This window comes from Posidoniimonas corsicana, assembly GCF_007859765.1.
Classification (GTDB): domain Bacteria; phylum Planctomycetota; class Planctomycetia; order Pirellulales; family Lacipirellulaceae; genus Posidoniimonas; species Posidoniimonas corsicana.
Genome location: NZ_SIHJ01000001.1, coordinates 1,311,587 through 1,323,688, shown reverse-complemented (window position 1 = coordinate 1,323,688; position 12,102 = coordinate 1,311,587). Strand labels below are relative to the sequence as shown.

Sequence of the window (12,102 nt, the reverse complement as noted above, 5' to 3'; positions counted from 1 at the left end):
CGCGGCCGGCTACGCGGCGTGGCCCAGGCCGTACTCGGTGCGGACCTTGCGCGAGGCCCGGGTGTCTTCGAGGATCGCCTCGTTGATGCGCATGATCTCGGGGTCGACGTAGCCCCGGTCGTGGTCCAGGTGCAGCGTCACTGCCGAGTAGCGGATCTGCAGCGGCCTGACGCCCAGGTTCTTCAGGCGTTGGCCGAACTCGAAGTCCTCGCGCCAGTACTGCATGCGTTCGTCGAAGCCGCCCACCTCAACGGCGTCGCGGCGCCAGCACGACGCGTTCGAACCGCTCCAGTGGGGCAGCACGCGCGTCATCCGGTTGAGCGTATCGGCCAAGGCGCGCGGGGCTGACACCTTCAGGATGCGGCGTAGCGGCACCCCGCCCACGCGGGCGACCCAGTCGGGCCGGAAGCAACGGCCGCTGCGGATCAGCGGCTCGTCGATGAGTTCGCTGCCGGCCAACGATAGCCGCACCAGGCCCCCCGAGAGGAACGCGCCGGCCGTGGCAAGTCGGGCGTGCGCTTCGACGTAGTCCGGCCGGGGGATGCAGTCGCCGTCAGAGAAGATGAGGTAGTCGCCCTCCGCCGCGTCGATCGCCAGGTTGAGGATCCGCGTCTTGCGGAAGCCTCGATCCGCGTGGCGGACGTGGCGGAGGTTCAGCGGCGAGTTCGCCCGGAACCGCTCGATGACGCGGCGGGTCTCTTCCCCGGAGCCGTCGTCGGCGATGACGATCTCATCGGGAAGGCGGCTCTGGTTGGCGAACCCGACCAGCGACTTCGTCAGCCAGAGCGGCTGGTTGTACGTGCTGAGGATGACGCTGACATGCATAATCACTATGCCCGCGGTCGGAGCAGGCCGCCAGTCACGGCATCCGCGAGATGGGTAGATGAGTGGGGCCCGGGGGCCTATTGGCAGCCTTATCGGCTCGTGGGCTGGTGGGATCTGAAGGGGAATGAGCGGCACGCTGGGAAAACTCCAGGCGCACCACTAGCCGAGGTCCGGGAGACCCTAGGGCGGCGGCAATGTACCCGCGTTGCGAGAATCTGAGCAAGCTCAGCTTGCAGGCCCGACTTGGCGCAGCCGCGAATGCATGCACCGCGTTTGCGTCCGCGGACGCTTGCGGTTGCAGTGCTAGTGGGCCATCCTAGGCGGTTTGCCCCGTGTTCACTCACCCCGACAAGCCCCATCCCGACAGGCGACCGGATGATTAGCGTTGACGACGGACTTACCCCGCAGGACCTGCTGCCCGCGATCGACAAGATGTGGGCCGCCTCGGCCGACCGGCTGGACCGCATCGAGGGCCGCTGGCAGGTGGGCGCGCCGTCGCCCGTGTTCACGATCAAGGGCGAGTACCAGGCGCAGGGCTGGACCGACTGGACGCAGGGCTTCCAGTATGGGTCGCTGATCCTGCAGTACGACGCCACCGGCGACGCGCGGTACCTGGAGCTCGGCCGCCAGCGGACCGCCGACTGCATGGCGCCGCACGTCACCCACGCCGGCGTGCACGACCACGGCTTCAACAACATCAGCACCTACGGCGCCCTGCTCCGCCTGGCGAACGAGGGCCGCCACGACGCTTCCGAGTGGGAACGCCGCTTCTACGAGATGGCGATCAAGGCGAGCGGCTCGGTCCAGGCGCTCCGCTGGTCCACCACCAAGAGCGGCGACGGCTACATCTATTCTTTCAACGGGCCGCAGTCGCTGTTTGTCGACACCATCCGCTCGTGCCGCGCGCTGGCGGTGGCCCACCAGCTGGGCCACAAGCTGATGGGCGAGCGCGACGAGCCGATCTGCCTGCTCGAGCGGATCGTCAAGCACGCCCGCGCCACCGCCCAGTACAACATCTGGTACGGCGAGGACCGCGACACGTACGACCTGCTGGGCCGCACGGCGCACGAGTCGCTGTTTAACGTCAACAACGGCGACTACCGCTGCCCCTCCACGCAGCAGGGGTACTCGCCGTTTTCCACGTGGACCCGCGGGCTGTCGTGGGCCATGGTGGGCTACCCGGAGCAGCTGGAGTGGCTCGCCACCCGGCCCGACTCCGAGCTGGAGCCGCTGGGCGGTCGCGCCGAGGTTGAGGGCGTGTTCCTCAAGGCCGCCCGTGCTACCTGCGATTTCTTCATCCAGCACACGCCCGTGTGCGGCGTGCCCTACTGGGATACGGGAGCGCCGGGCCTGGCCGCGATGGGCGACTACCTCGACCGGCCGGCCGACCCGTACAACGACCACGAACCGGTCGACAGCTCGGCAGCGGCGATCGGCGTGCAGGGGCTGATCCGGCTGGCCAATCTGCTCGACGCCCGCGGCGAGACGGCCGACGCCCAGCGCTACCGCCAGGCGGGCCTTACCTCGCTGCGGACGCTGCTCGACGGGCCCTACCTGAGCACCGGCAGCAACCACGAGGGCCTGCTGCTGCACTCCATCTACCACCGCCCGAACGGCTGGGACTACCAGGCGCCGGGCCAGGGCGTGCCCAACGGCGAGGCCTGCATGTGGGGCGACTACCACCTCCGCGAGGCCGCGCTGCTGGTCCAACGCCTGGCCAAGAACGAGCCGTACTACACCTTCTTCGGCCCGACGGAGTAGCCCATGCCGACTCACGACAAGCCCGTCGCGCTGGTGACCGGCGGCAGCCGCGGCATCGGCTACGGCATCGCCCAGGCGCTCGCCGCGGAGGGGATGAGCCTGGTGATCAACGGCCGCCGCCCTGAGGCGGACATCGCCGACGCGCTCGACGGCCTGAAGCCTGCCGAGACGCTCTACTGCCAGGCCGACATCAGCGACCTGGACGACCACGCCCGCATGATCGACGCCATCCGCGAGCGTTTTGGCCGGCTGGACGTGCTGGTCAACAACGCCGGCGTCGCGCCCGACGTGCGGGCCGACCTGCTGGACGCCACGCCCGAGTCGTTCGACCGGCTGATCCGGATCAACCTCCGCGGCCCGTACTTCCTGACGCAGGCGGTCGCGCGGTGGATGATCGAGCAACGCGGGGCCGACGCCGACCGGCGGCCGTCGATCATCAACGTGTCGTCGATTAGCGCGGTGGTCGCGTCGACCAACCGTGGCGACTACTGTATCAGCAAGGCGGGCGTCGGCATGTCGACCCAGTTGTGGGCTGCACGGCTCGGCGAGCACGGCATCCCGGTCTACGAGGTCCGCCCCGGCGTGATCAAGACCGACATGACCGCGGGTGTGGCAGACAAGTACGACAAGCTGATTGCTGAGGGGCTCACGATCGAGCCGCGCTGGGGCGTGCCGGAAGACATCGGGCGCGCGGTCGCCACCCTGGCCTCCGGCGGCCTCAGCTACGCCACCGGGAACGTGCTGTACATCGACGGCGGGCTCGCCGCGCCGCGGCTCTGAGGCGCCCCCCCGCCCTGCCCCGTGAGTTTGCCGCCGCTCCGCTAGTCCTGGCGGCGTGGCAGCTCGAAGTCCATCGCGTCGTCTGCCTCTGCGACTTCGGCGGTGAGCGGGGTCGACCTACGGTCGGCGTACACCGATGGGACCAGCCTCACGAACCCGGGGTCCTCGGCCTGCAGTTCTTCAGCGGGCGAGGCGGGGCCGGCTGAGTTCTCGCGGACCGCGTCGATCACTACCTTGTGCGTGCCCAGGAACGCGCCGTCGCCGCGGTCGTAGGTGGTAAGCTCGTAGTGGCCCGCGGCGTCGATGGCGCCCATCGCCATGCGGCGGCCGTCCTCGGGGTAGAACATGATCCGCCCTTCGGTCACGGGCTCGCCCGCGTAGGTGACCTTCCCGGAGATGGGCACGCGTTGGTCGCGGCCCGAGTCGCCGCCGCAGCCCGCCGCCAGAAAGATCCCGGCCAGCAACACAGGCAGCCGGTTCGTGCACCGGGTCATTCGCCAATCCGCTCCAAGCAAGGGGCCGTGCTACAGCGTCTGATCGGCTTGCGCGATCGACCCGTAGGCCTGATAGAGGTCGGTGCCAATCGACTCTTCGATGAAGCTCACGTGCCCGTCCGCCCACACGAACTGGGCGCCGCCGGGGTGCTCGCTCCCGAAAGGCACCTGGTCGTACTGGCCGCCGATGGGGTCGAGAACCGAGTTGATGGGGAACTTGGTGGACCGGGCGGAACGCCGCGTCCGCTGCCCGCCGGAGCAGGGGTTCTTGGCGGTGCCCCGGTTGCAGTTGCCGCCCCAGATCCAGGGCGTTGCTCCGCCCGAAGCGGTGTTGTAGAAGATGTCGGGCTTGCCGTAGCGGTCGCCGTGGATCGCCTCGCCGGCGGCGAGTGAGTGGGACAAGCCGTCGGTGATCTTGCCGGGCTTGGTGACCTGCGCCATGACGAACAGGCCGTCGGCGTGCCTGGGCTGCCGGTTAACATCTTGCCCCCGGACGCCGTAGTAGTCGCGCCGCTCCGGCAGGTCTTCCCACATCGATACCGAGGGGCACTTGTAGAGGTCGATGACGATCTTAGTGAGCGGGTCGTCGTTGCCGACCAGGGTGTTGGTGCCCATGACGGTTGACTTGTCGTAGCTGCCTTCGATGGCGCTGTCTTCCAGGTAGGGGAGCAGGGTCATCCACATCGGGGCGCCCCGGCAGGAGCCGCTGTTGCAGTTGTCCGGGAACTGGATGTGGTCGCTTGCGGGGAACGCCTTGTGGGTGGACGCGTAGTTGTGAATCGAGAGCCCGATCTGTTTCAGGTTGTTGGCGCAGTGCATCCGCCGAGCCGACTCGCGCGCCGACTGCACCGCCGGCAGCAGCAACGCAATCAGCACACCGATGATGGCGATCACCACCAGCAACTCGACCAGCGTGAACGCGCGGGCAAGACGCCGCGGTGCACGCGCGACTAGAAAAGTAACGAACACTTGCTCCCCCTTCCCAGGACTGCTGCAAGACGCTCGGCGCCGGATCCGGCGGTGAAAAGTTCGCGGGCTGGCCAGGGTTGCCCAGCCGCGGTCGCCTCATTCTACCGCGACCGCAAACCTCAATCGGGGCGGCATGCTGCAAGTCGAGGACCCTTGGCCGCAACCCGCGGCGGCCTCGTTGAGCGGTGGCGAGACTGACCGGTGTGCGACGCGTCAGTTCGTGCGTCCTCTGCTTGCAAACCGACGGCTCGCGCGTGACACACGCTGCACGCCGAGGCACAATCAGTCGCCTGCCCGCCGTTTGTTATCCCGCAATCTGGGGGAACCGCCGCCGGTGCTCACCGCCGCGACCCCGCAATCAACAACGAGGCAAAGATGAAGACCAAGCTGCTTCTCATGTGTGTCGCAGCGGCCGCTCTGGCGTATCGGGGGTTCGCCGAGGACGGCGCCGAGCCGGCGGACCGGGCGCCCGACAAGAAGTTCACGATCGACAACTGCGTGAACACCTTCAACATGGAGGGCGCCATCAAGACCGACGCCGGCTACCAGTACTGGTTCGCCGACAAGGACTTCCTCGACGGGCGGACACTGAAGCTGAGCGTTGTGAAGCCCCACCAGGCGACCCATGCGCCCCACACGCACGCCGAAGACGAGTTCTTCTTCATCCTCGAGGGCGAGGCCGAGTTCCACCTGAACGGCCAGACCAAGACCGGCGGCCCGCTGACCAGCTTCTACTGCCCGCCCAACTCGCACCACGGCCTGCGCAACATCGGCGACACCGAGATGAAGTACCTGGTGATCAAGAAGTACCAGCGTTGAGCTGGAGGGCCGGCTGCTAGTGCTTATAGATCTTGTGCTGCGGGCGGCCCGACAGGATCTGCTCCCTGCCCCAGGACGTGACGTCCTTGAACGACTGGCTGTGGATGAAGTCGACGAACGCCTGCTCGCTGGACCACTCGCTGGTGATCAGGTACGAGGCGTCGTCTGCGACATCCTTCCACAGCGACGAGCTGTCGTGCCCCTCGGCGGCCTTGAGCGCATCGATCACGCCGGCAAACTTCTCCTCGAACTCGGCCTGCTTGCCGGGGATCACGTGATAGTTCATGCCGACAGTAATCATGGAGAAGAGCCTCGGTAGTGGAGAGAAAGGTTGCGCACGCGGCGTGCGGCCACGCCGGCCCCACTATCGGCGATACGCCCTGTGCGGGCAAGTGAGCCCGCTGTCGGGCCGGCACGGGCGACTCAGTCGCTGAACAAACCGGTGGCGTACCAGATGCCGTTCGCGCCACGCTTGATGTCGTAGCCGTATGCGCGGTGCGGCCGGCTCACGCCGCGCCAGTGGCCCGACGAGTGCCGCCACGACGCGACGCAGTCGACGACCGAATCCATCAGCGACTGCCGCGGCCAACTCTCGGCGCAGACCTCCGTCACGCTGCTGCCAGCGGCCGCGGACAGGCGGTGGAACCGCCGCTCGAAGTTCTGGTGCCCCTGCTGACGGACACGCGCCTGGTAGGACGCGTGCTCCTTGGCGCCCGCCGCGAGCGCCGGGTGGAACTGTCCGCCGGTGCTCTGCGGCGCCTCGGGGTGCATCCTCACCGCCCACACCAGCGACCGCTGGGTGAGCGTGCCGGGCGGGAGGTCGAGCGCCGTGCGCAGGCCGCGGACGCTCCACTGGTAGTACTTCCCGCCAGCGTACGGCAGCACCGTGACCGCGTGGCGGAAGTACGGCGCGTCGGCGTGCTTGAGGTCGATGATCACGAATCCGGCGCCGCCGCCCAATTCGCCGAAGCCGTCGAGCCGCGCTAGGCTCTGGGGCTTTCCGGCAACGTCGATCTTCGTGTCGGCGGGCGCCCGGAGCAGCGTCATCTGCGTCAGCTGATCGCGCAGGCCTTCGTCGGCCGCGAGGGAGTCGTCGACGCTCTGCTGCCGGTTCGCGGTTCCAGGCGACGTGAGGTTCACCAGCAGCATCCGCCCGCCGTCGACCGCTTCGCGGTAGGCGTCGTAGTAGTCGGTGTGCCAGGTGAGCCCCGCTGCCTCGATTTGTTCAGCAGGGCCGGCCGGCTGGCCAGCCGGCCGGCTGCCCGAGGTGGTCGCGGCGGTCGCCGGAGCGGCGAGCAGGCTGATCAGGCACAGCGTTCGAATGAGAGACGACACGGCGGGGCTCCGTTGGCGGGGCGCAGCTTTCCCAGGGGAAGGCGTGCGGGGAGGATTGGGGGCGCGGGGCAGACGCGCTGCGCAAGCGTGTTCCGGTGAGGACCCGAGTCTAGCCCGGCGCCATCGACCGGGGGAACCGACCCCCCGCTTGGAGCGAAGCAGATGTGCGGAAGAATGAAGCCTGCCCGCGGGACGCCGTTATGAATCTCGGAGCAGCGCCTGTGTCTCGCGGAACCGCCCCTTCTTGGTCAGCCGCTCCCACCAGCTGGCGCGGCGGAGGTTGGGGTCGGCCAGCGAAACTGTATGCTCCTTGCCCGTGCGGGTGATCAGCACGGCCCGCTGGTCGTCGAGGATCTCCTTGACGACCCAGTACTTATCCACCGCGTAGGAGTAGGTTTCGCCGCGGGGCGCCGCGGAAACGTTCGTCGCCCGCGGTCCGGGCGCGGAGCTGTGCTTCCGCTTGCGGTAGACGACCCAGTCACTTGGTGCGATAGGCTTCACTCTAAACCCTCTTTGGCCCGGCGGTTGCATGCCGTGCGGCCGGCTCCTATAGTCTTGCCCAGGCTAGCGTCTTAAAGAAATCTTAACAATCGCGTTTCGGCGGGCGAGACTCCTTGAACCTTTCTTCACTGACCCAGCTCGTGTTCGAGCTGGTTGGCGGCCTGGGCATCTTTCTGCTGGGCATGAAGCACATGTCCGAGGGCATGCAGGCCGTGGCGGGCAGCAGCCTGCGGCGGATGATAAGTGCGGTTACCAGTAACAGGCTGCTGGCGATCCTGGTGGGTGTTGTGGTTACGTGCGTCGTGCAGTCGAGCTCGATCACCACGGTAATGGTGGTGGGCTTCGTCAACAGCGGCGTGATGGCCCTCAGCCAGGCGGTTGGCGTGATCATGGGGGCCAACATCGGCACCACCATCACCGGCTGGATCTTGGTGCTCAAGATCGGCAAATACGGCCTGCCACTTTTGGGAGCGGCCGCGTTTGTGTACTTATTCTCGCGTGGCGACCGCTGGCGCTACTGGGCGATGGCGATCATGGGCATCGGCATGGTGTTCTTCGGCCTGGAGCTGATGAAGGACGCCTGCGGGATTATCAAGGAGAACCCGGACTTCGAGAGCTGGTTCCACCGTTTCCGGGCCGACGACTACATCGGCGTGATGACCTGCGCGCTGATGGGGTGCCTGCTGACTACCCTGGTGCAGTCCTCTTCGGCGACGCTCGGCATCACGATCTCGCTGGCGTTCCAGGGGGTGATCTCCTACGAGACAGCCGCCGCGTTGGTGTTGGGGGAGAACATCGGCACCACGATTACGGCGCTCTTGGCGTCGCTTGGCGCCACCACCAACGCCCGGCGCGCCGCTTACTTCCACGTGCTGTTCAACCTGGCGGGCGTGTTTTGGGTGACGCTCGTCTTCCAGTGGTACATCGGGCTAGTGCAGTGGGTGGTGGACCTGGATGTTGCGAAAGAGGTGATTGTTGATGGCAATGCGACCTTCCCCAACACCACCGCCGCGATCGCCGCCACGCACAGCATCTTCAACATCGCGAACGTGTTGCTGTTCTTGCCTTTCGTGCCGATGCTCGTCCGCCTGCTGGAGCGGGTTGTGCCGTCGAAGAATTTCAAAGAGAAGCCGCACCTCACCGACCTCGACGTACGCATGCTCGACACGCCCGCGCTGGCGATCGAGCAGTCCCGCACCGAGTTGGAGCGGATGGGAGACGGGTGCGAGAAGATGCTGCAGTGGCTCGCCACGCTGCGCGAGCAGGACGAGCCGGACAAGCAGCTCGCCAACCGCCTGAAGCGGCGGGAGCAGGTCCTCGACTCGATCCAGGACGAGATCGCCGTCTACATCACGAACCTGTTGTCTGGCAACGTGCCCCACACCGTAGCCGACGAGGCCCGCCGTCAGCTGCGGATGGCGGACGAGTACGAGTCGGTCAGCGACTACATCGCCGACCTCGACAAGTTCGACTACAAGCTCCGCCGCGACGGCCACCGGTTCACCCCCGAGCAGCAGGCGGCGCTCAACAGCCTCAACGGCGAGGTGGTTGAGCACCTGGCCAAGATCAACGTCGCGCTCGAGCACGACAACCGCAACGTGCTGGTGGAGGTGGCCCCGGCCGCCAAACGGATCCGCACCCACATCAAGCAGGTGCGACGCCAGCACCTGGACGACCTTTCTCAGGGCGGCGTGCCTCCGCTGGTGAGTGTGGCGGTGATGGCTTCGCTGAACGCGTACTCACGCATTCTCGACCACACGCACAACATCGCCGAGGCGGTGTCGGGCGAGAAGTAACCGGCTTAGAAGAGTGGCGGCGTTGCGTTAGGCCGCCTTCTCCGACGGGGCGTTCTCCTCGGACTCCTCTGCCTCGTTGAGCGCCTCGTTGGTTTTCGACAGCTCGCTGCTGAACTCCTGCTGGCCCGGGTGCTCGCGGACAAGAGACTTGAGCGTCTCTTGCGACGCGCGGAGCGTCGCGAGGCCCTTGTCGCGCTCGCCCAGCTCGACCTGCAGGCGGCCCGCCTCACGCTGCGCGGCGCCCAGGTCGCGGCGCTGGCGGGGCGTGGGCGACTCCTCGGGCGGAACGTCGAGCAGCTCGACCGCGGACTCCAGCTCCGCGAGCGCCTCGTCGGGCAGATTGATGGACCGCAGCAGCATGCCCAGGTTCATCCGTGCGCCTGCCAGGTCCAGCTGGTAGGCGGGGGCCTCGGGGTTGCGGATCACCAGGCTGGTCATCAGCTCGGTCGCGGCGCGGTACTGCTCGATGGCGGCTGGGACGTCGTCGCGGGCGGCGTGGATATCGGCTAGCACCCGCCTGCACGTGGCGAGCCGCGATAGGTCGGCCACGTTGTTCGGCTCTGCCGCCGCCGCGCGCTCAAACTGCTCGATCGCATCGCGTAGCTGCGCGGCGGCTTCTTCCGGCCGCTGTAGCTCCAGCAGCACCAGGGCCGTGTTTAATGAGCCGATGCCCAGGTCACGCAGCAGGAGCGGGCCGGCTCCGGCCTCGCCGTCGGCGTGAGCCGCCCGGATCGACTGCGCGTGCTGCAGGCGGGCGAGCGCCTCCTCGCGGTCGCCGTAGCCGGCGAACAGCAGTCCGACGTTCATCACGGTGCTGGCGAGCTCGCGGGCGCGTTCCGCCGAGTCGGGTTGCTCCTCCGCGAGTTGCTGCCGGATTGAGATCGCCTGCTCATAGAGATCAAACGCGTCGTCGGGCCGCTGAAGTTTTTGATACGCGCGGCCAGTGGCGTTGAGTGTCAGGGCGTAGTCGATCGCCTGTTGGTCGGTCGCGGCGGCGGACTCGAGCTGAGCCTGCTGGATCTGGGCCGCCTGGTCGTAGTGCTCCAGCGCCTGCTCGGGGCCGTCGATCACCTCGGTGATCTTGCCGACATAGTAGTGCGCCGCGGCGGCCTCGGCCTGGAGCTGCTGGTCGTCGCCGCTCTCGGCGAGAAACCCCTGGTAGTAGTCCAGCGCCTGTCGCAGCAGGTCGTTCCGCAGGGGGTGCATGCCGGGCTGGTCGAGGAGCGACTCTTCGCTAACGCGGACGTAGTAGTCGCGGACCGCCTGCCGGGCGAGCTCGGCGTTCTCCTCGGCGCGCTGGCGCTGGGCGACCGCCTCCTGCAGGTTGAGGTCGGCCTGGTCCTTGGCGGCGGTGATCTTCTGGTTGGCGGAGCTCAGCAGCAGAACGCCGAGCGTCAACGCGACCAGCGCCACCACGGCGGCGGTCATGCCGCTGAGCACCAGCGTGCGGTGCCCGCGGACCCACCGCCACGCGCGGGCGGATAGGGGCTCTTCGTAGGCCGACACCGGCTGGTCCGCCAGCCACCGCTCGACGTCCAGGCCCAGTTCGCCGCACGTCGGGTAGCGGTCTCCCGGCTCGAGCGCCATGGCCTTTCGGCAGATGGCGGACAACGCCTTGGGCGCATCGGACGCACGCTTGCGGGGCGGCTCGAATATGCCGGACCGGACCGCGGCCAGCACGTTCGGGTTGTTGGGGTCGAACGGCGGGGCGCCGGTCAGTAGCTGGTAGAGCGTCGCGCCCAGGCAGTAGACGTCCGTTGCGGGGCCGATGCGGTCGTGCCGGCCGGCGGCCTGCTCGGGGCTCATGTAGATCGGCGTGCCGATTACCCGCCCGGCGGCGGTCATCTCGGCGGCCGAGTTGCCCGACAGCTCCACCGCGGGCGCGCTGCCGGTGTCGTCCAGCGAGTGGCTCTCGCCGGACGCCTTGGCCAGGCCCCAGTCGACGACCAGCGTCTCGCCGTAGTCGCCCAGCATGATGTTGCTCGGCTTCAGGTCCCGGTGAAGCACGCCGCGGCTGTGCGCGTAATGGATCGTGTGGCAGACGTCGACAAAGCAGCCCAACAGTTGGCGGAAGCGGAGCGGCTTCTTGTCCGGCGGTAGCAGGCGGTAGGCGTCGATCGCCTGCTGCAGGTCGGCGCCGTGGATGAACCGCATCGCGTAGTAGGGGCGGCCGTCCTCGTACTGCCCCAGCGAGTACACCGGCACCACGCCCGGGTGCTCCAGCGCACCGGTGATCTCCGCCTCGCGGACAAACCGCCGCCGGTTGTGCTGGTCGTCGGCGCTGGCGGGCAGGATCTCTTTGAGCGCCACCTCGCGGTTGAAGTCGGAGTCCCGGGCGATCGAAACCAGTCCCAGCCCGCCCTGCTGGTGGGGCCGCAGGATGGTGAACCGGCGGGGCTGGTCGGCGGAGGCCTCACGCGACCCTGAGACGCAGGTCACAAACGGGTCGGCGCCGGGCCCGCCGTCCTGGCTCGTGGCGGGCGGGGCGACCGTGAGATGGCCGTCGAGCAGGCACTGCATGTCCGGCGGCAGCGACGCGACCGCCCGCGACGAGTCGCCGCCGTGCGCCGCGAGCCGCCGCTCGACCTCCTGCTGGGTCCTGGCGGCGTCTTCGCCCGTCAGCAGGCCGAGTCCCTCCAGCCGCTCGCGCAGCGCGGCCCCATTGCCCATGGCCGCCGCGTCGGCCAGGTGGTCGGGCGTGAGCAGGCCGAGCTCCACCGCGGCCGCGCCAAACAGCAGGTCGAGCTCGTCGGACGCTTCCATACGGCGGGGCTAGGGGTCGCAGAACGGGTTAGGGTCTCTCCCTAGAATAGCCCCTCGGC

The 12,102-nt window shown here is 68.0% G+C and carries 11 protein-coding genes; 4 read left to right on the top strand and 7 right to left on the bottom strand.

The window, feature by feature from the left end:
- Positions 1-9: 9 nt before the first annotated feature.
- Positions 10-825, bottom strand: a complete 816-nt coding sequence (locus KOR34_RS05030; protein ID WP_146562767.1) for a glycosyltransferase family 2 protein — start codon at positions 823-825, stop codon at positions 10-12.
- A gap of 375 nt (positions 826-1,200) precedes the next feature.
- Between KOR34_RS05030 and KOR34_RS05025 the strand changes: the two genes are divergently transcribed.
- On the top strand, positions 1,201-2,586 hold the full coding sequence (locus KOR34_RS05025; protein WP_146562766.1) for a glycoside hydrolase family 88 protein: 1,386 nt from the start codon (positions 1,201-1,203) through the stop codon (positions 2,584-2,586).
- A 3-nt stretch (positions 2,587-2,589) separates the two neighbouring features.
- Entirely contained in the window at positions 2,590-3,366 is a 777-nt protein-coding gene (locus KOR34_RS05020; RefSeq protein ID WP_146562764.1) for a 3-ketoacyl-ACP reductase, read from the top strand.
- A gap of 41 nt (positions 3,367-3,407) precedes the next feature.
- Here KOR34_RS05020 and KOR34_RS05015 read toward each other — a convergent pair whose 3' ends face one another.
- Together KOR34_RS05015 and KOR34_RS05010 are read right to left on the bottom strand one after the other, a co-directional pair.
- Positions 3,408-3,860, bottom strand: coding sequence for a hypothetical protein (locus KOR34_RS05015; protein WP_146562761.1), 453 nt, complete (start codon positions 3,858-3,860; stop codon positions 3,408-3,410).
- A 30-nt stretch (positions 3,861-3,890) separates the two neighbouring features.
- Positions 3,891-4,829, bottom strand: coding sequence for a DUF1559 domain-containing protein (locus tag KOR34_RS05010; RefSeq protein WP_146562759.1), 939 nt, complete (start codon positions 4,827-4,829; stop codon positions 3,891-3,893).
- Positions 4,830-5,204: 375 nt separating this feature from the next.
- On the opposite strand from KOR34_RS05010, the gene KOR34_RS05005 reads away from it, so the two are divergent.
- Complete coding sequence (locus tag KOR34_RS05005) at positions 5,205-5,648, top strand: cupin domain-containing protein (protein ID WP_146562757.1); 444 nt, start codon at positions 5,205-5,207, stop codon at positions 5,646-5,648.
- 16 nt (positions 5,649-5,664) lie between these two features.
- On the opposite strand, the gene KOR34_RS05000 is transcribed toward KOR34_RS05005, so the two are convergent.
- From KOR34_RS05000 to KOR34_RS04990, 3 genes are all read right to left on the bottom strand, one after another.
- On the bottom strand, positions 5,665-5,949 hold the full coding sequence (locus KOR34_RS05000; RefSeq protein WP_146562755.1) for an antibiotic biosynthesis monooxygenase family protein: 285 nt from the start codon (positions 5,947-5,949) through the stop codon (positions 5,665-5,667).
- Positions 5,950-6,071: 122 nt separating this feature from the next.
- Positions 6,072-6,983 carry a CAP domain-containing protein gene (locus tag KOR34_RS04995; RefSeq protein ID WP_146562753.1) on the bottom strand — a complete coding sequence of 304 codons (912 nt, stop codon included), beginning with the start codon at positions 6,981-6,983 and terminating at the stop codon, positions 6,072-6,074.
- Between the two features lie 198 nt (positions 6,984-7,181).
- Positions 7,182-7,484, bottom strand: coding sequence for a hypothetical protein (locus KOR34_RS04990; RefSeq protein WP_228714514.1), 303 nt, complete (start codon positions 7,482-7,484; stop codon positions 7,182-7,184).
- A 113-nt stretch (positions 7,485-7,597) separates the two neighbouring features.
- Here KOR34_RS04990 and KOR34_RS04985 point away from each other — a divergent pair, with 113 nt between their 5' ends.
- Entirely contained in the window at positions 7,598-9,280 is a 1,683-nt protein-coding gene (locus tag KOR34_RS04985; RefSeq protein ID WP_146562750.1) for a Na/Pi cotransporter family protein, read from the top strand.
- Between the two features lie 27 nt (positions 9,281-9,307).
- Here the strand turns inward: KOR34_RS04985 and KOR34_RS04980 are convergent, their stop codons facing one another.
- Positions 9,308-12,043 (bottom strand): protein kinase domain-containing protein, encoded by a 2,736-nt coding sequence (locus KOR34_RS04980; RefSeq protein ID WP_146562748.1) that lies wholly within the window; start codon positions 12,041-12,043, stop codon positions 9,308-9,310.
- Between the last annotated feature and the right edge of the window lie 59 nt (positions 12,044-12,102).